This window comes from Sphingobium sp. FW306-1B-F04DB, from assembly GCF_058781925.1.
In genome coordinates this window covers 19,168-37,641 of the sequence record NZ_JBYSXE010000028.1, presented here as the reverse complement: position 1 = coordinate 37,641, position 18,474 = coordinate 19,168, and the positions used below count along the sequence as shown (strand labels likewise).

At 65.9% G+C, this 18,474-nt stretch carries 16 protein-coding genes; 9 read left to right on the top strand and 7 right to left on the bottom strand.

Going from position 1 to position 18,474, the window contains the following annotated elements; translation table 11 throughout:
• Window positions 1-3: 3 nt before the first annotated feature.
• Window positions 4-777, top strand: coding sequence for a hypothetical protein (locus AC3WJD_RS13330; protein WP_492747157.1), 774 nt, complete (start codon window positions 4-6; stop codon window positions 775-777).
• A 68-nt stretch (window positions 778-845) separates the two neighbouring features.
• On the top strand, window positions 846-1,436 hold the full coding sequence (locus AC3WJD_RS13325; protein ID WP_492747156.1) for a TetR/AcrR family transcriptional regulator: 591 nt from the start codon (window positions 846-848) through the stop codon (window positions 1,434-1,436).
• A 36-nt stretch (window positions 1,437-1,472) separates the two neighbouring features.
• On the opposite strand, the gene AC3WJD_RS13320 is transcribed toward AC3WJD_RS13325, so the two are convergent.
• From AC3WJD_RS13320 to AC3WJD_RS13310, 3 genes are all read right to left on the bottom strand, one after another.
• Window positions 1,473-2,273 carry an SDR family NAD(P)-dependent oxidoreductase gene (locus AC3WJD_RS13320; RefSeq protein ID WP_492747155.1) on the bottom strand — a complete coding sequence of 267 codons (801 nt, stop codon included), beginning with the start codon at window positions 2,271-2,273 and terminating at the stop codon, window positions 1,473-1,475.
• A gap of 136 nt (window positions 2,274-2,409) precedes the next feature.
• Window positions 2,410-4,413 carry a glucosidase family protein gene (locus AC3WJD_RS13315; protein ID WP_492747154.1) on the bottom strand — a complete coding sequence of 668 codons (2,004 nt, stop codon included), beginning with the start codon at window positions 4,411-4,413 and terminating at the stop codon, window positions 2,410-2,412.
• Between the two features lie 43 nt (window positions 4,414-4,456).
• The gene (locus tag AC3WJD_RS13310) at window positions 4,457-6,892 is read right to left on the bottom strand and encodes a TonB-dependent receptor (protein WP_492747153.1); all 2,436 of its coding nucleotides are present in this window, start codon (window positions 6,890-6,892) and stop codon (window positions 4,457-4,459) included.
• Window positions 6,893-7,052: 160 nt separating this feature from the next.
• Between AC3WJD_RS13310 and AC3WJD_RS13305 the strand changes: the two genes are divergently transcribed.
• Window positions 7,053-8,129: a LacI family DNA-binding transcriptional regulator gene (locus tag AC3WJD_RS13305; RefSeq protein ID WP_492747152.1), complete on the top strand. Its 1,077-nt coding sequence runs from the start codon at window positions 7,053-7,055 to the stop codon at window positions 8,127-8,129.
• A 2-nt stretch (window positions 8,130-8,131) separates the two neighbouring features.
• Here the strand turns inward: AC3WJD_RS13305 and AC3WJD_RS13300 are convergent, their stop codons facing one another.
• Window positions 8,132-9,367 (bottom strand): MFS transporter, encoded by a 1,236-nt coding sequence (locus tag AC3WJD_RS13300; RefSeq protein ID WP_492747151.1) that lies wholly within the window; start codon window positions 9,365-9,367, stop codon window positions 8,132-8,134.
• 126 nt (window positions 9,368-9,493) lie between these two features.
• On the opposite strand from AC3WJD_RS13300, the gene AC3WJD_RS13295 reads away from it, so the two are divergent.
• Entirely contained in the window at window positions 9,494-11,701 is a 2,208-nt protein-coding gene (locus AC3WJD_RS13295; RefSeq protein WP_492747150.1) for a glycoside hydrolase family 65 protein, read from the top strand.
• Entirely contained in the window at window positions 11,698-12,351 is a 654-nt protein-coding gene (gene pgmB, locus AC3WJD_RS13290; RefSeq protein WP_492747149.1) for a beta-phosphoglucomutase, read from the top strand. The genes AC3WJD_RS13295 and pgmB overlap by 4 nt, the downstream gene beginning before the upstream one ends.
• Before the next feature lie 6 nt (window positions 12,352-12,357).
• Here the strand turns inward: pgmB and AC3WJD_RS13285 are convergent, their stop codons facing one another.
• Genes AC3WJD_RS13285 through AC3WJD_RS13275 form a run of 3 tightly spaced genes read right to left on the bottom strand, consistent with a single transcriptional unit; the run spans window position 12,358 to window position 15,405 of the window.
• Entirely contained in the window at window positions 12,358-13,641 is a 1,284-nt protein-coding gene (locus tag AC3WJD_RS13285) for an alanine racemase (RefSeq protein WP_492747148.1), read from the bottom strand.
• The gene (locus AC3WJD_RS13280) at window positions 13,631-15,046 is read right to left on the bottom strand and encodes a D-arabinono-1,4-lactone oxidase (protein WP_492747146.1); all 1,416 of its coding nucleotides are present in this window, start codon (window positions 15,044-15,046) and stop codon (window positions 13,631-13,633) included. The genes AC3WJD_RS13285 and AC3WJD_RS13280 overlap by 11 nt, the downstream gene beginning before the upstream one ends.
• A 14-nt stretch (window positions 15,047-15,060) precedes the next feature.
• Window positions 15,061-15,405, bottom strand: coding sequence for a c-type cytochrome (locus AC3WJD_RS13275; protein WP_492747145.1), 345 nt, complete (start codon window positions 15,403-15,405; stop codon window positions 15,061-15,063).
• Window positions 15,406-15,568: 163 nt separating this feature from the next.
• On the opposite strand from AC3WJD_RS13275, the gene AC3WJD_RS13270 reads away from it, so the two are divergent.
• From AC3WJD_RS13270 to AC3WJD_RS13255, 4 genes are all read left to right on the top strand, one after another.
• Window positions 15,569-16,162, top strand: a complete 594-nt coding sequence (locus tag AC3WJD_RS13270) for a TetR/AcrR family transcriptional regulator (RefSeq protein WP_492747143.1) — start codon at window positions 15,569-15,571, stop codon at window positions 16,160-16,162.
• A gap of 98 nt (window positions 16,163-16,260) precedes the next feature.
• Entirely contained in the window at window positions 16,261-16,434 is a 174-nt protein-coding gene (locus AC3WJD_RS13265) for a hypothetical protein (RefSeq protein ID WP_492747142.1), read from the top strand.
• A 14-nt stretch (window positions 16,435-16,448) separates the two neighbouring features.
• Window positions 16,449-17,234, top strand: coding sequence for an SDR family NAD(P)-dependent oxidoreductase (locus AC3WJD_RS13260; RefSeq protein ID WP_492747141.1), 786 nt, complete (start codon window positions 16,449-16,451; stop codon window positions 17,232-17,234).
• A 138-nt stretch (window positions 17,235-17,372) separates the two neighbouring features.
• Entirely contained in the window at window positions 17,373-18,416 is a 1,044-nt protein-coding gene (locus AC3WJD_RS13255) for an aldo/keto reductase (protein ID WP_492747140.1), read from the top strand.
• The last annotated feature ends 58 nt before the right edge of the window (window positions 18,417-18,474 follow it).

Here is an 18,474-nt window from a genome sequence, read left to right as displayed (position 1 = left end):
GCGATGAGCGCACGCACGCTGATCCTCGATCTGGTCGACACCGGCGATCCGCCCGCCTTTTCGGTGCGCCAACTGGTGCGGGCGGGGGCCGCTCTCGGAATCGAGCCCACCGGCATCCGGACCGCGCTCACGCGGCTCAAGGCCGAAGGCCGCGTCGCCAAGGTCGAGCGCGGACTCTACAGCATCGGCGCTCGCGGAGAACCGCTCCAGCGTCGCATCCTCGGATGGCGACATGTGCTCGATTACCGCATCGAATGGACAGGTGACTGGCTGCTCGCGATCGCGGGGCCGCAAGAACGCGCCAACCGCACGGTGTGGCGTAGGACGCTGCGCGCGCTGAACCTGGAGGGACTTGCCGAGGCCGAGGCCAATGTCTGGGCGCGTCCCGCCAACCTGTCGGGCGGCGCGGAGGGCCTGCGTGCGCGCCTGATGGAACTCGATGTCGCGCCATCACTGCTGGTGGTCCGTGCGAGCGATATCGACGCTGGCCGGGCGGCGAGTTTCCGGTCGCTCTGGGCCGCCGCTGCGATGCGCAGCGCGCATGAAGCGCTGGCCGACCGGCTCGATCGCAGTGCGGCCACGATCGGAGCGAAGGCGCTGCCCGAGGCCGCGTCGGAAACATTGCTTCTCGGCCGGCAGGCGATCCGCGCGATCATGCGCGATCCGCTGCTGCCCGATGCGCTATGTCCGAGCGATGCGCTTGCCCGGCTGATCGCTGCGATGGCCGACTATGATCGCATCGGAAAGCGCATCTGGCGCGACTATCTTTCGGGCTGACACCACCGCCTGCTTGAGGATCCCGGCGGGCCACATTATATGATCGTTATCATTTTCAGGAGACCGTCTTGCGCTACGACAAGGAGCACAAGGAACGCACACGCCAACGCCTGCTTGCCGAGGCGGCCGCCGCCATCCGCGCCGCGGGCCCGGAGCAGCTTGGCGTCGCCTCGCTCATGTCGCGTCTCGGGCTGACGCATGGCGGCTTCTACGCGCACTTCAAATCGAAGGAAGACCTGGTCGACCAGGCGATCGCCGCAAGCTTTGATCAGGCGCGCGAGCGCTTTTTGGAATCGATCGAGGGGCGCCCCGCGCGTGAAGGATTGGCCGAATATATCGATTTCTACCTGTCCGCGGCGCATGTCGGCGCGCCCGAGGCGGGTTGCCCCCTCCCCGCGCTCTCGACCGACCTGTCACGGCTGGGCGGCTCGGGTCGCGAACGCTTCGCCAAAGGGGTGAACCGGAGCGGCGCGCAAATCGCCGCGCTGCTCTGCGACATGGGTGTTCCGGCCGACGAGGCTGCGACGCTGGCGACCTCAGCGCTCGCCGAGATGGTCGGCGCGGTTTCGCTCGCGCGCGCGGCGACCGATCCTGACGAGGCCGCACGCATCATCGCGAATTCGCGTAAATCGGTGAAGGCGAGACTGGGCCTCGCCTGACAAAATTGCCGGGCCCGAAGGCCCGGCAAACAAGGGTCAGGCGTCCACCGCGACGCGGTAGCGAGTCGCCGCGCGATCGCGCGAGAGCTTGGGACGGAGCGCGGCGCGCGCTTCCATAAGCGCGTCGAATTCCTCGATCTCCTCGAGCGGCGGGATGGTGACGGTCTCGCCACGATCGAAGCCCAGGAGTGCGGCATCGACCATCTCGTCGACGCCCATCACCCATTCGGCGGGCAGGCCGTCGATGTCGACCGACGCACGGTCCCAGAGCTCGGTGCGCGTGGCGCCCGGAAGCACTGCCTGGACGCGGACGCCACGGGGTTCGAGCTCGGCTGCCAGTGCCTGGGTGAAGTTGAGCACAAAGGCCTTGGTGCCGCTATAGGTGCCACCGATGACCTCCGGGGTCAGCGCTACGATCGAGGCAATGTTGATGATGGCGCCGCCCCGCGTGACGAGGCCGGTGCCCGCGGCGTGGGCGAGGCGCGTCAGCGCAAGCGTGTTGAGCTGGACCATCCGGTCGAGCGCATCGACATCGGACTCGATCACCGGACCGGCAACCGCCATGCCCGCATTGTTGACGAAGAGCGTGATGGCCGGATCGTCGCGCAACCGCGCCTCGACGCGCGCGCGATCGGCGGGAGCGATGAGGTCGGCCTTGAGCACTTCGGCCTTCACGCCTGTCTCGGCGGTCAGGCGCTCGGCCAGCGCCGACAGCCGATCGCCATCGCGCGCCACGAGGATGAGGTCGTAGCCGCGGCGCGCGAGCCGGTCGGCATAGGTGGCACCGATACCCGTCGAAGCGCCGGTGATCAGCGCGGTACCCTTGGTTACAGTCATTGTCGCATCCTTATGCAGTAAATATGATGATCGTCATATAATGGTGCGCATGTGTCTTGCGAGCGAGTTTGAATGTGTCGGGTGCTAGAAAAACTTCTGACGGTGAGGCCGGGGGACCGGGGGGTCGACCACGACGTCAGCGCGGGCGATCGGCGTCCGCCTTGCCGTCCAGCGCCAGGAACACCGTGCTCCAGAGCTGCGCGGCGTTGGATTCGTCCTCGTCCCCGCTGCCCTGCCCGAAGGCGGCGGGTGCGAAGCGGCCGTTGGCGTAGGACCAGCTCCAGAGTTCCGACGCGCGCCATGCACGTTGGGCGTTGATCAGTGCCGACAGGCTCGCCCGTGCGTCGCTGAGACGGGCGCGCAGTGCGGCAGGAAGGTTGTCGCGCGCCAGTTGCCGCTCCACGCCGGCCAGCAGCACCGCCTGCTGCCATGACCAGATCACCGTGCCGTGATAGGCGCCCCGGCCGAAGCGCTGCCTGACATCATTATCGGCAAGTGCCGGATTGGCAACGACTATGCCCGCCTCGGTGGCGAGTCCGGTGGGAAAGCGCGCCATCACGACGTCGAGCGCGCGTCCGATCGCATCGGCATCGGGCGTGCCGAACAGCAAGGCGAAGCCGGTGTCGCTGTGCATCACCGGCACCGCCTTGCCTGCGTCGTCCAACGCCAGCGCGTCGAAACGGATTTCGCTTGCCGGGGTCGTTTGGCCGTCGACGCCAATCTCTGCGGCATAAGCGCGGATCGCCTGCCCCGCACGCGCACCCTCGACCCGCGTCACAAAAAACGGTGGCGCCTTTTCGCGCCAGACCTTTGCCGCCGCACCGGCGCTTGCCAACAAGGCCCGGTCGGACGCGCCAACGTAGCGATCGAGCAGGCCGCTGGCCGCCATCCGCGCGATCGCGTCGAGCGCGGCGGGTGCGAACACGGCGTTGACATCATAGGGATATCGCCCGCGCCCGAGCCCTTCCTCGCTGTCGCGCCACTGGCCGGTGCGCCGGCCCGGCTTGATCGCGACGAGATTGCCAAAGCGGGGATCCGCGGCGAAAGCCGTCGTGCGACGCACGACCCAGAGCAGGTTGCGCGCCAGCGCGTCGCCCATTCCCGGTCGCGCCAGAAAGGCCGCGGCGCGCTCGCGCCCGCGCGCATCGTCGAGCAGCCAGGAGGCGGCGACGGGCGCCAGCATGAAATCGTCGTCGATCATGCCATAGTCATGGATCGGCGCGTCGTCGCCCGCGCTGCCCTCGGCCCGGCGGCGCAGCAGAGCAAATTCGCCGATATCCTCCTCATGCGCGACCTCACCCTCGGCGGAAAGGCGCGCAAGCACCGCGCCAAGCCCACTTTCGACCGCCTCGGGCTGAAGCACGGGCATCAGCAGCCGCGTCGACATCAGCGTGTCGCGCCCAAAATAGGTGTCGAATCGCCAGGACCCCGCGAGGAACTTCTCGCGGTAGCTGAGGAAAGAAAGCACCTCGCGCGCACGTGTGTCCTGGGCAGCATCGGCGGTCAGCAGCGTATCGCCGCCGAGCGGGGTCAGCGGGGTTTCACCCGTCAATGCGCGCATGCCGAACCGCAGCACGCCGCCGTCACCCGCAACCAGTCGCACCCGTCCGTCTGTTCCGCGCTGGATCCGGCCGTTTTCGAGCATGATTTCGAGGCGATAGCCGGGCGCGCCATCCAGCCTGTCGCGCTGCCAGACGACCGACTTGCCCTGCACGGTGGCCGTGGTCTTCACCGGATCGGGCAGCGCGCGGCTGAGCTCGAAATCGCGCAGCACGCGCACCGATGACAGCACCGCCTCGTCGATCACCAGCGCGCTACCCCGCGCCTCGATCGTCGCCGAAATGCCGTTGAGCGGGCGGTCGCGTGCATCGCGCATCGAAAGCGGCCGCGCGGGCGTCACCAATGTCCAGGCCACTGGCGTGTCGGCATGTTCGAACCACAGGCCGACGCCGCTGTTCCCCGCGGGAAAGGCGACGAGCAGCCGCGGCGCGGAACCCGATCGAAGCACCAGATGCGCCGCCGTTGCGCCATCGCGCACAAAGGCGTTGATGTTGCGCCCCTCGTCGATGCGAAAGGCCAGCGGCGCCGGGTCGGTCGCCCACGCCGATGACAGCGCGACGGGCGCGATGCCCAGAAGCATCGCGCCCGCCATTTTGCTCAATTCGCGCAGTCGCACCGTCAGGTCAGAACTTGTAGCCGACGCTGAAGCGGAAGGACCGCCCGAGGATCGGCCGCGCAAGGATGACGCCCGCACCCTGCGAGCCGAGCTGGCGCGGATTGCCTTCGGTCAGCCCGATCTCGTCGGTCAGGTTGTCCCCCACCACCGAGAATTGCAGCCGCTCGTTGAGGTCGAACGACACACCCGCATCCCATTTATAGTAGTTGGGAAGCAGCTGCTGGTTCTCGATGTCCGAGAAACGATCGCCGATATAAGCCAGCGTCGTGAAGATATTGGCCTTCATCCCGTCGCCGAACTCAGCGGTGTAGGACGGGGTGACGCGCCACTGCCATTCGGGCTGGCGCTGCACCTGGTTGCCGGTGTTGTCGATCTGGCCGTTGTTGGAGAAGAGATCTTCGTATTTTCCGTCCAGATAGGTGCCCGAAAAGGCGACCTGGAAGCCGTCGACCGGCCGGATCGCGCCCTCGACCTCGACGCCGTTGGTACGCGCGCCGCCGACCGCTGCGATCGGAGCGCCGTCGACGATCTGTGTCGTCGCCAGCCCGTCGAACTCGTTGCGGAACAGCGTCAGGTAGAGGTTGAACAGATCGGTCGAAGCCTTGAAGCCCAGTTCATAGCTGTCGATCTTCTGTGTCTGGTCGAGACCATCGCGCAGATTGTCGAAGAAGGGGAAGCTGTTGCCCCGGCTGTAGCGCGCAAATGCGCCGAATTCGCTGGTGAAGTCGTAGTTCGCGCCAACCGTCCAGGCGAATTCGCCGTTGCGGTAGTGGATCGTTGAGAAGGTGCCGTTGAGCACCGCGGTGCCGTTGTTCCACAACGTATCGGGGTTGCCGTCGGTATCGACCCCGAAGGTGTTGTTCTCCAGCGTGCCATCGACGCTGTGATGCTGGTAGCGGATACCACCATCGACGCGCAGTTCGGGCGTGATCTGGAACTCGTCCACCGCATAGATCGCGACGTCGCGACCGTCATAGGATGCGTTGACGTTGAAGAACGAGCCGCCCGCAAAGCCGTTGCGCGTCACCTGCTGCAACGCACCGCTCGCGGTGTTCATGATCGTCAGATCAAGGCGTCGCGCATTGGGCTCGGCGGTCAGCAGCTGGGCGTTGCCGAGGTTCCAGTGATCGCGCGACGAATAGTCGGTGTAATAGGCGCCGATCGTGAAGGTGTTGCTGCCCGCCTTCCATTCGACCGCGAGGTCGTTGACGAACGCCTCGATATCCTTGCGGACCACCCACATGCCGACGGGAATGACCAGCTGGTTCGCAGCATCGGGCACCGCCGCGCCACCATTGGTGAAGGTCAGGCTCGAAATCGTGCCACCCCGCGAGGCCGCATATTCCGCGGCGGTCTGAGGCGTCGTTCCGCCCGGAACCATGCCCGTCGTATCGGCGCTGCCCTTCAGCCAGCTTGCACGGTTGCGGATGGTGAAATCGTCGGCAATCTCATATTCGAAATTGGCGCCGAGATTGACGATGTCGGCGCCGCGGCCGTCGGACAGGTCGACGCTGGTTCCGTCATTGAGCACGCCAAGCCGCGTCTCGTTACCCGCAAAGGTGCCGGTGCCAGCGTCAAAGCCGGGGAAGCCGCGGATCTTCTTGCCGTCCTGGACGACGGGAATGGGCAGCAGCCACTGGCCGTGGTCGTTTAGATAGCGGCCGAAGACGAGCAGCGAGCCCTTGTCGAAGTCATGCCGCACATTTGCGGTGATCTGCCCGCCCTTTTCGGCGGTGAACTGCGCGTCACGAATGCCGTCGGACGCTGCATAATAGCCGCCCACCATGAATGTCGTGCTCGGCCCGATCGGGCCCGAGACATAGCCATCGGCGCGAAGCTCGCCGAAATCGGTGCCCGACAGCTTGAGCAACCCTTCGAAGTCCTGCTTGCCCTCGCGCTGGACGAAGTTGATCGTGAGGCCGGGCTGCCCCGACGAGAACAGAGCACCGGTGCCACCACGCACCGCCTCCACACGATCAAGCGTCTCGTCAACACGGATGAGCTGGCTGTTCTCGAGGAAGGAGAGCGTCGGCGGCGGGAAGAAGGGGACGCCCTCAGTGTGGAGTGTCACGAACTGCGCGTCGCCGCCCGAGGGGAAGCCGCGGACGAAGATATTGGCGCCGTTCTGGCCACCCGAGCTTTCGGAGGAAACGCCGGGAATGACCTTGAACAGGTCGGCGGTGCTCGCGGGCGAAACCTGGTCGATCAGCGCGCTGTCGACGGTGGTGACCGCAAAGGCTGCGTCCTGCCGGCGCGTGCCCGCGCCCGCGGTGCCGGTGACGATGATCTCCTCACCCTCGGTGGGCGGCTCTTCAGCCTGGGCCTGGGGTGCGGGATTCTGCGCATAGGCGGCCGGCGCCGCGGCAAGCGCGGCCGCCAGCGCGACCAGCGCGACCAGCGCGGTGCCGGAACGACGGGTAACAAGGCTAGGCTGGGAAAGCATCTTATCCTCTCCTGTACATCATGACGGCGCCGTTGATCGGCGCACCGGATTGACATGAACGCTATGCGAGACTGAAATGCATTTCAAGAAGGTTGTTTCAGAAATGCTGCACCAACCCCTTTTTCCCGCGCACTGAAGCGGATATGCAACAGCTATGAAAATGACCGGGCAACGATCGATAGCGGATAGCGACAGCAGCGAAGGCAGAAAGCGCGGCCCCGACCGCCAGTCGCGCTCGATGGCGGTCAACATGGCGGACATCGCGCGGCTGGCCAATGTCTCGAAGCCCACGGTTTCACGCGTGCTCAACGGCAGCGCGCTGGTCAGCCCCGAGACGCGCGATCGCGTCCTCGAAGTCGCACGCCAACATGGCTATGCGGTCAATCGCAATGCCCAGAAGCTGCGCCAGCTGCGGACCGACACGATCGCGGTGATGCTCGATTTCGGATCGCATCGTGGCCGCGGGAGCATCGCCGACCCCTTCATCTTCGAACTTCTGGCGGGGGTGTCCGAGGCGCTTTCGGTGCGCAACCAGGATGTGCTGCTTTCACCCGCAGGCGTATCCGACGCGCGCGGCTGCATCGATCTGATGCGCTCACGCGTCGCCGACGGTTTCATTTTCCTCGGCCAGGGCAATCGTGAGAAAATGCTGCGCGAACTGGCGCGGACCGAGACACCCTTTGTCGTCTGGGGCGCGGTCGATCCCGCCGAAGCCTATTGCGCGGTGGGCAGCGACAACCGGCTGGGCGGTCAGCTCGCGGGCGAACGCTTCCTGAAGCGGCGTGCGAAACGATGGCTCTTTGTCGGCGACACGAGCCATGCCGAGATCCGCCTGCGGTATGAGGGCATGTGCGCCGCCGCTGCCAGGGCAGGCGCCGAGGTGGCGATCGATCAGCTCGGCGTCGAGCACATGGCCTATGCCTCGACCCATGCCGCTGCAAAGGCGTGGATCGCCGAGCGCCAGCCCCCCGACGCGGTCTTCTGCTTTTCGGACACCGCGGCAATGGCGGTCATCAGCGCCTTTCGCGAGGCCGGCCATGTCGCACCGCGCGACTATGCGCTCGTTGGCTACAACAATATTCCGCCCGCGGCACACTTCACCCCGGCGATCACCACGATTGAGCAGGAAACGCACATTGCGGGCTCGATCCTCGTCGAAAAGCTGATGCAACAGATCGATGGAGGCCGCGCGAAATCGACGATGCTGCCGACACGCCTGATCGTCCGCGAAACCTGAGGTCAGGCCGCCCGGTCGGTCAGGCGCTTGAGCGCGGTGATCGAGATCGCGACGACAGCGATCGGGATCAGCAGCAGGTAGAATGCCCCCACCCCTTCGAACGCCGCGAAGACACGGCCGATGATGAACGATCCGGTGGTGCCGCCCAGCGCCGAGAAGACGACGATGAGCCCCACCATCGCCGATTGGTTGGCAGGCGGCATCGCGCTCAGGATCGCCGAATTGATAGCCGGATAGATCGGCGCCATGAACAGCCCGATCAGCGGAAAGACGAAAGCGGCGACGGGCGCCCCCGCCCAACTGTCCACCGCTTCGCCACTCGCGGCATTCGCCAGCGGCAGTGCAACGACGATCAGCACCGCCATCGCGCCGAGACAGCCGATCAGCAGCGGATACCAGCCGGTGCGACGGACGATCGCGCCAGCCCCGAGCCGCCCTACGGCGAGCCCGACCGCGAAGATCGAGGCCGCCTGCACGCTCATCGGCGCGGACAGTCCGAGCAGCTGCCGGTTGAATGTGGGCAGCCAGGTGCCGATGCCCTGTTCGATCAGAACGTAGAGAAAGACCGAGACGATGAAGACAATCGTCAGCGGCCTCGCGGCGAGCCGCAGCATCGCGCCGAAGTCATGCGCCGCCGAGGCACCTTCAGACTGCCCATCATGCGCGCGCGATTCGTCGAAGCGTGCACTCGCGAGCAGCGCGATCGCGATGACGCAGGCCGCTGTGAGTACCCAGTAGACCTGGAGCCAGCGCGGCGAGGACGGATCGCCATGATCGATGAATGCCGCGAAGATCCAGTAGCCGCTGAGCACGCCCAGCATGAAAACGCCCTCGATGACATTGAGCAGGCTGGCATGCCCCTTGGGCGTGCTGGTCAGCAGCCCGACCGAGGAATAGACCGCGACCTTGACGATCGCGAAGCTCACGCCAATCGCGAAGAACAGCAGCCGCGTTCCCCAGAAAGCATTGATCAGCGGCATCGCGGCGCACGCGGCGCCGACCACCGCCAGGCCGATGATCATGCCGCGGCGATAGCCAATTCGGGGCAGAAAGGAGGCGATCAGGAAGCTCGTGATCGCAATCGGCAGATCCTTGAACGCCTCAAGCGTGCTGGCGGTGATCTTGTCGATCCTGAAATATTCGATCGACTGGAGGATCACCGTGCCGACGCTGTTGAGCAGGATCGCGAAGATCGCGTAGCTCAGGAAAATGCCGATTTTCAGGCGTGCCGCAGTCATCCGTCCTCCCTTTGCGCGTCGCACCTTATCGATTGTGCGCTTGCGCCGCGCGTCCGATCTATTATGAAATGCATATCATAGCAATCGTCACTGCATATGCAGGGCGTCCAGGGAGAAGGATGGATCGTGGGAGCAAGGCTGCCCGAAGCGGCGTTCGAAGCCCTGGGTTTTTCGGGTGATAGCTGGCAACTGACGGCCGAGGGCGCGCAGATGCAGGCGCCGCACCTCGCCTCGATCCTCGTCCTTGGTAACGGTTTCATCGGCGTCCGCGGTCCCGGCGAATCGGCTGATGCGCCGCGCGTCTATCTGAACGGCGTCTTCGAGCGCGTGCCGATCGAATATCATGAGGGCGCCTATGGCTATGCGCGCGAAAGCGACACGCGGCTTGCGGTTGCCGACGCGACCCGGCTGGCGATCGCGGTGGACGGCGTTGCCATGGGTGCGCCCGACATCGCCACGCTCGACATGCGCCGCGGGCTGCTCGCCCAGCAATGGCGTGTCGGCGGCGTCGCGATCCGCGCCGAACGGCTCATATCCTTTGCCCGCTCCGCGATCGTTGCCACGCGCGTGCGGATCGAGGCCTTGTCGGCCGCGCGGATCGCGCTCGACAACATGGTTTCGGATCCAGCAGCACCGGTGGGTGCCCCTGCCGAGGCGTCTGCCATCTATGATCCGCGGGTGACGCCCGAAATGGCCGAAAGCCCGTGGCAGGCACAGCTGGTCATCGACGAGCACGAGGTCCATGGCCGTGTCGACGCGCTGAAGCGCAGCGGCTTCGCGGTCGCCGCACTGACGACGCGCGTGACCGAAGAGCTGACGCTCTCCCCCGGCGAGACGCGGACGATCACGATCATCTCGGCCTATCATGCCGCGCGCGACCAGGGGCCCGAGGCTCTGCTGGCGTCCGCACGTCACGATCTGGAGAATGCGCAGGATGTCGGCTTCGATGCGCTCGCTGCCGAGCAGGCCGAGTGGCTTGCGGCCTTCTGGGACGACGCAGCGGTGCACTTCCCGACCCTGCCGCAAGCTGAACAGGCTGTCCGCCACTGCCTCTTCCAACTCGTCCAGGCGGTGGGGCACGACGGCGCGAGCTCGATCGCCGCCAAGGGGCAGACCGGTGAAGGCTATGAAGGCCATGTCTTCTGGGATGCCGACAGCTATGTCCTTCCCGTCTTCGTTTACACCCGGCCCGCGATCGCACGCGCGATGCTCGCATGGCGTATCTCCAAGCTGGCGCCCGCACGCGAAAACGCGCGCGCGCTCGGGCACCGGCGTGGAGCGCTCTATCCCTGGCGATCGATCGCGGGGCGCGAATGCTCGGCCTTCTTCCCCGCGGGATCGGCGCAGTACCATATCAACGCCGATATCGCCCATGCGCTCAGGCTCTATGTCGAGACGACGGGCGACACGTCGATCCTTGCCGAAGGCGGCGCCGAGATGCTCGCAGAGACCGCGCGGATCTGGCTCGACCTCGGCTTCCACGATCCCGCACGCGGCGATGCGTTCGTCATCAACGGCGTGACGGGTCCCGACGAATATACCGCGCTGGTCGACAATAACCTGTACACCAACATGATGGCGGCCGAGCATCTGCGCTATGCCGCGGATGCCGCTGTCGACCAGCTCGACGCGGGTGAGGCGGATGCGATGCGCCGCGCTGCGGACGCCATGCTGCTGCCGATGGATGAAGCGCGCGGCATCTATGCGCAGGACGACAGCTTCTTCACCAAGGCGCGCTGGCCGATCGAAGAGACGCCCGCGGACCAATATCCGCTGCTGCTCCATTTCCATCCGCTCGCGATCTACCGTCACCGCGTCGCCAAACAGGCCGACGCCGTGCTCGCCACCGTCTTGCTGCGCGACCATTTCGATCCGGAGATGCGGCGACGGATGCTCGACGAATATGAGGGCATCACGGTGCACGATTCGACGCTGTCCGCCAGCGCCTTCGCGGCTGCGGCGGCCTCGGTCGGGGACGCGGCACGCGCCTTTCGGTACTGGCGCGTCTCGACGCTGACCGATCTTCAGGACCTGTTCGGCAACAGCGATCACGGCCTCCATATGGCCGCGCTTGCGGGTAGCTGGAACGCGCTCGCCATGGGCTTCGGCGGATTGCGCAGCTTTGATGGCAGATTGACCTTCAGCCCGATCGCGGTGCCCGAACTGCACGCCTATGGCTTCCAAATCCGCTACCGTGGCCGCGCGGTGGAGCTTGCGGTCGAGGGCGATCGCGCCACCTATACGCTGGTCTCTGGCGATCCCGTGTCCTTGTGGCATGGCGAGGAAGAACTCATGCTCGGCGCGGAACCCGTCACGCGCGAGGTGGTGGCATGACGCACTTCCGCGCCGCGATCTTCGATCTCGACGGTGTGCTCGCCGACAGCGCGGTCGCGCATTTCGCGGCGTGGAAGCGCATCGCCGACGAGCTTTCGATCCCGTTCGATGCCGTGGCCAACGAGGCGCTCAAGGGCGTCGATCGTATGGGTTCGCTGCGCCACATCCTCGCGCTGGGCGGGGTCACGCTGCCCGAGGCCGAGATGATCGATCTGGCGACGCGCAAGAACGGCTATTATCTCGACGCCGTCGCCGCGATGTCGCCCGCCGACCTCCTCCCCGGCGCGGCCGCGCTCGTCGCGCGCGCCCGCGCGCTCGGCATGAAGACCGCCGTCGCCTCCGCCAGCCGCAACGCGCCTGCGCTGCTCGCACGGCTGGAGATCGCCTCGGAGTTCGATTTCATCGCGGATGCCGGCGCGGTCGCCGCGTCCAAGCCCGCACCCGATATCTTTCTCGCCTGCACCGACGCGCTTGGCGTCGCGCCGGGCGATGCGATCGGGTTCGAGGATTCGGCCGCGGGCATCGAGGCCATCCTCGCCGCAGGAATGGTCGCGGTGGGGATCGGCGATGCCGCCACGCTCACGCGCGCGCAGATCGTGTTCCCCACGACCGAAGCGGTCGACCTGGACGCGGTGATCGCGCGTTTCTGATAGGCGCTAGGCGGACACCGGAAAGGTCGGCCAGAAGCCGGTAATCGTATTCCCGTCGAACAGCGCGATATCGCCAAACTGCAGGAACACCGCCTCGCTCTGCGTCGGGCGGAGGAACACATGGTCGTCGGGCTGAAGGGCGACGCTCCCCGATCCGGTGAGTATTTCCTGGTTGCTCGATCGGCCGAAAAGCTCGCTATACTCCAGCCCCGGGGGCGAGATCGGTTTCGCCAGCCAATGACCTCCATAAATGAAAAAGGCCCGCGCGGCGTTCGGGTCCATGAATGCAAGCGGCCCCGAAAGCCATTCCGCACCCGGCAGCTGCATCCGCTCCTCCGCTTTGATGACGGGTGTCGCGATGAAGCTGGCGGGTACATGACGCGCAAGACCATCGATATCGAAGTCGGTCGGCTTGACGAAAGCCGATCCCACCGACACCTCATTGCAAACCGTGCCCGTAGCATGGCGTGTATAGGTGGGGCTGCCGGCGCCATTGAGAGTCAGCGTCGCCGGATCGACACCCGTCACCTCGTGTATGACGCGGATCGCGCCACCGTAAATGTCCTGCGAAGCGGCATAGGCGGCTTCGGGATCGCGCATCTTGGGGACATGCGGATCGTACCCCATCAGCCCGGCAATCTCGCAGGCAGGCTCCTCCATGGCGGCTTTCAAAGCCGCTGCCAGTGCGTCGCCGTCGGAAAAGCCCCCGCGGTGCAGCCCGATATCGATCTCGAAACTGAGCCGCAGCCTTGCACGCTTTGTGCGCGCGATCTCGCGATATTGCGCGATCCGCTCGGGCGTATCGACAAGCCACTGAATACGCGATGCGGCGTCGGGGCCCGAAGCGTCGAGAAATTGCGCGAGCTGGACTGCGGGAAGCGGCTTGCCAAGAAGCATGTCGCCTTCGGGGTGCTGCCGCACCATCTCGCCGAGCATGGCGCCGTTGAACACCATGAAACGATCGGTGCCCATGCCGCTCGCCACCGCATCGATCAGCCCGGGCGCCGGGAGCGATTTGACAACCACGCGCAGCGGCAGCTTCTGCGGTGCAAGTGCAGCCCGCACCGCGGCGATATTGTGCGCCAGCCGTGCCTGATCGATAACAAGAACAGGATGCGCGATGCCTGCGCGATCCAGCGTCTGCGAGAGCGCGGCGAAATACGCATCGTGCGCGCCCCCGCGATCCCGCTTGCGCAGCGCCAGCAACCCCGTGCCGCCGGCAACGAGCGCCCCTCCCGCGATCATCGCGGCGCGGCGTGTCCAGCGGCGTTTGGGACGGTCAGCCGGCATCAATCATGATCCTTTTCAAATGATCGTTGAGCATCCGCCCTTTCGGGTCGAGCGCGAGGCGCACATCCTGCACGTCACGCCAGCGCGGATAAAGCGCCATAAAATCACGCGCCTTCAGGCTGTGAAGCTTGCCCCAGTGCGGCCGTCCCTCGTGCCGACGAAAGATCGGCTCGATCAGGCCGAAGAAGAAGTCGTGGTCGTCCTTGTAATAGGCATGGACCGCGATCGATCCCGTCTCGCGGCCGTGGAAGGGTGAGAGCCAGGCGTCGTCGGGCGCGATCACGCGCGCTTCGATGGGAAAGAATACATCGCGCCGCTGCGTCTCGATCACCTCTATCACTTCGCGGAGCGCCGGGACCTGCGTATCGATCGGCAGGTGATATTCGATCTCCTTGAAGCGCACCGGCCGTTCATTGGAAAGCAGCTTCCATCCGTCATCGACGACTTCCTCCGGCGCGATATCCTTGAGCGCCGCCTTGGCAGCCGCGATGCGCAGCGGCGTTGCGAATTCGAAGATATCGCGCAACCGCTTCAACCCCATCAGCGTCTCGGTGTCGCGATCGGGGCCGCGTGGCTTGACCGGGCGATCGGTGACGTCATGCGTGATCACCGCAGAATAGCCGGTGAAAGGCAATATGAGGAATTCGGCATTGCGGTGCCGGCGGCGAAGTTCGGGCCAGCCCGCCAGCACTTCCTCGGTCTGTTGGAGCCAGGTGCGCTTGCGGATTCGCCTGAGCGGCCGGTTCTGCAGCGTCACCTGCGTCACCACGCCAAAGGCTCCGAGTCCGACGCGCGCGGCATGAAAGACCTCGGGTCGCGTCACGGCATCGCAGTCGATCAGTTCCCCCGAAGGCGTCGCCAGCCGCAGCGCAACGACATCGCCGTGCAGCGCGCGGATGCCGCACCCGGTGCCGTGCGTACCCGTCGCGATCGCGCCCGCGAGTGATTGCTTGTTGATGTCGGGCAGGTTGGACATTTCCTGCCCGATCGCCGACAGCGCGGGGCCGAGATCGGCGAGCCGCGTGCCGCCACGCACCGTTGCGCGGAGCGTTGCCGGATCGTGCGACACGAGCCCGCTCAAGCCGTCGAGCGTCAGCAGCGTCCCGGTGGTGGGAACCAGACCGGTGAAGCTGTGCCCCGATCCCACCGGCCGGATCGGCGCCTCAGCGCGCGCGAGCAGCGCGACCAGCTCGTCCTCGCTCCCCGGCGCCGCGCGCGCGGCGGGATAGGCATGCTCGATTCCCGACCAGTTGCTCCACAGCATCCGGCCCCTGCCATCCTGCAGCGGCAGCGCCGCGGGCTCGCGATCGAGCCAGATGCGGCGTCCCGTGAGCCCGCCAGCGCCCAACAGACCGGCGCCGACCACGCCGCCCCCGACCAGCATCGCACGTCGTGAAATCGCCATGCGCCCTCCCCCGCTCAGTGTGCGGCCATGAAGCGGATCAGCGCCTCATGGTCCTTGGGGGTGCAGGAAAAGCACTGGCCGCCGGCAGGCATCCGGCCCAACCCACCGACCGCGCTGTGAACCAGCGCGGGCATCCCCTTGGCCCAGCGCGGATTCCACATCGTCCGATCCCCGGTCAGCGGCGCGCCGGTATCGCGGACGGTGTGGCATGACTTGCAAGACTGTTCGTAAAGCGCCGCCAGCCGGGGCTCGGCGGGCTTGAGTGCCGCGCTCTGCTCGGGCGTCAGCGGCGTCGGGGCAGGCTCGGACTGGCACGCTGCGAGAAGCGACAGACAGGAGAGCAAAGCAAACCGCATCATCCGCGCACCGCGCCCCGTCTTGCGGGCGCAGGCAGTTTCGCCGCCATACCGATCCCCTTCCCAAGCCTTATAGTCATCGCTAGACTGTAGTTATGACTAACATTTGTCAATGCGCGCCGTGGGGCAGGGAAAGCCGGGCAACATGCGCGGGAGAGAGCGAACGGTGACGGTGTCGACCGCCAAGCGGATGCCTACACAGCTGCGCGCGCGGGCGACCTATGAAAGGCTGCTGACGGCGGCGGGCGAACTCATTGCCGAGATCGGAATCGAACGCATCTCGACCAACCTGATCGCCGAGCGCGCGACGCTCTCGCCGCCGACCTTCTATCATTATTTCCGCGACAAATATGACGTGCTCAGCACATTGGGAAAGCGGCTGATGGACGCGCAGAATGCGCTCGTCTCGGTCGATGCGCATCGCGATGCCGCAACCATTGCCGAGATGCTGATGGCGCATGTGCGCCTCACCCGCGCCTTTCCCGGCGGCCCCTGGGTGATGCGCGCGCTCCGCGCGGTGCCGGCGCTCGAGCATGTCCGGATCGACTCGCATCGCGAAATGGCGGTACTGCTGACCGAGGCAGCACGCGCGCAGATGCCCGGTGCAAACCGCGCCTCGCTGTTCACCCGGATGCGCCTTTGCGTCGAGATCGGTTATGGCGCGATCGAGATGGCGTTCGAGGAACCCGATCTCGATCCGGCCGAGATCATGCGCTGTGCCGCGCAGGCGATACTGGCGGTGGTTCCGCAACCCGTCTAACGACGGGCTTGCATGCCTGGCCCGCCAAGGGCCAATGTTGGGCGTGCCTGTGGCGCCGGATCTGGTGTACCGGCTGAGTGCGTAAAGGGAGACGATCATTGACCGAAGACAGCAGCAACGCCGACAACGTTGATCGCGAGGAAGAAGGCCAGCCGGGCAAGCGCGGACGCTGGGGCGCTGCAGGGCTTGGCGCCGCGATCGGATCGGCCGCGATCGTTGCAGCGCTGCTCTATGTCAAATCGACCAAGGGCAAGGACAAGACCAAAAGCTGAGCCGAGGGGGGCGTATGGCGAGAGCAGTCGCACTTATCACCGGGGCGTCTGCCGGCCTCGGCGCGCAGTTCGCGGAACAGCTTGCAGCAGGCAAGCGCGACCTGCTGCTCGTCGCGCGCCGGCGCGACCGGCTCGATAAACTCGCCGCTTTGCTTTCCGCAAAGCACGGCGTTTCGGTCGACGTGATCGCCATCGATCTCGCTGCGCCCGATGCGCCGCAACAGATCATCGACGAGGCACATGCGCGCGGCCTTTCGATCACCGCGCTGATCAACAATGCGGGCTTTGGCGCGCGCGGCGCCTTCGACAGCCTCGACCTCGCGCGACAGGGCGAGATGATCGACCTCAACTGCCGATCGCTGATGGCGCTCTGCCGGCTCGTACTGCCCGGGATGATCGCGCGCGGGAATGGCGAGATCCTCAATATTGCCTCGACCGCCGCCTTCCAGCCCGGTCCATGGATGGCGGTCTATTACGCGACCAAGGCTTTTGTGCTCAGCTTCTCGGAGGCGCTGCACGAAGAGGTCAAGGACAAGGGCGTGTGCGTCGTCGCGCTATGTCCTGGCCCCACGCGCACCGAATTCGCGGATGTTGCCGACATGGCCGATACCGACCTGTTCAAGCGCTTCGCGACCGGTCCTGATCGCGTCGTGCGCGATGGCCTCAACGCGCTCAAGGCCAATCGCGCGGTCAAGGTCTCCGGCGTACTGAATGCGGTTATGGCGGGATCGATCCGCTTCACGCCGCGCGGCATTGCGCGCCGCATCGCCGGGTCGCTGCAAAGGGCGCGCAGCAGTTAGCAACATCGCGGGCGACATCGCTCGATCGACATATCGCAAAGACCGACCGTGGCGCGGCAAAGAAAAGCTATCGCGCAGCCCGCTGGACGACTCTGCCGAACGTAACTACTATCATGATAGTTACAGACGGAGACCCACATGCAGTACAAGACCTTCGGCCGGCGCACTGGCCTTCGCGTTTCGGAATTCGCGCTCGGCACCGGCAACTTCGGCACAGGCTGGGGCCATGGCAGCGACCCCGCGGAGGCACGGCGGATGTTCGACCGCTATGTCGAGGCGGGCGGCAACTTCATCGATACCGCCAACGGCTATCAGTTCGGCGAGTCCGAAAAGCTGGTCGGCGAGTTCATTGCGCACGAGCGCGACCGCTTCGTTCTTGCCACCAAATATTCGCTGCGCGCAGTGCCGGGCGATCCGACCTCGATCCTCGGCAACAGCCGGCGCAACCTGATCCGCTCGGTGGAGGAAAGCCTGAAGCGGCTGAAGACCGATCATATCGACCTGCTCTGGGCGCATTTCGACGACCAGCTGACCCCGATCGAGGAAATCCTGCGCGGGTTCGATGACCTCGTCCGCGCGGGCAAGATTCACTATGCCGGCCTTTCCAACTTTCCCGCCTGGCGGATCGCGCGCGGTGCGACGCTGGCGGACGTCCACGGCTGGGCGCCGCTTGCCGGGGTCCAGATCGAATACAGCCTCGTCCAGCGCACCGCCGAGCGCGAATTGCTGCCGATGGCGGAGAGCCTGGGCCTTGCGGTCGCGCTCTGGTCGCCGCTCGGCGGCGGCTTCCTGACGGGCAAATACCGCAAGAACGAAGCGGGCAGGCGCGAGGGGCTGAACAAGCTGGTGCATGGCGAGACCGACGCGCAGAAAACCGCGATCCTCGATGCCGTGCTCGAGATCGCCGAGGAGGCGAGGCATACGCCGTCGCAAGTGTCAGTCGCCTGGGTCCGCCAGCGCGGCGCGCTCTCTTCCACCGCACACGTCCCGATCATCGGCCCGCGCACCATGGCGCAGCTCGAGGACTATCTGGGTGCACTCGAGGTCACACTCAGTGCCGGGCAGGTCGAACGGCTGGACAGGGTGAGCGCGATCGCGCTGGGCACACCACACGACCAGATCGAGGATGTGGTCGAGCAGATGACCGGCGTGGTTGCGCGAGGCCCGGCCCCCGTCGCCTGAGCCCGTAAACAGGAAGGAGGGGGCTTGCCCCCAGCCGGCCTCCTCCTTAGCGGAATGC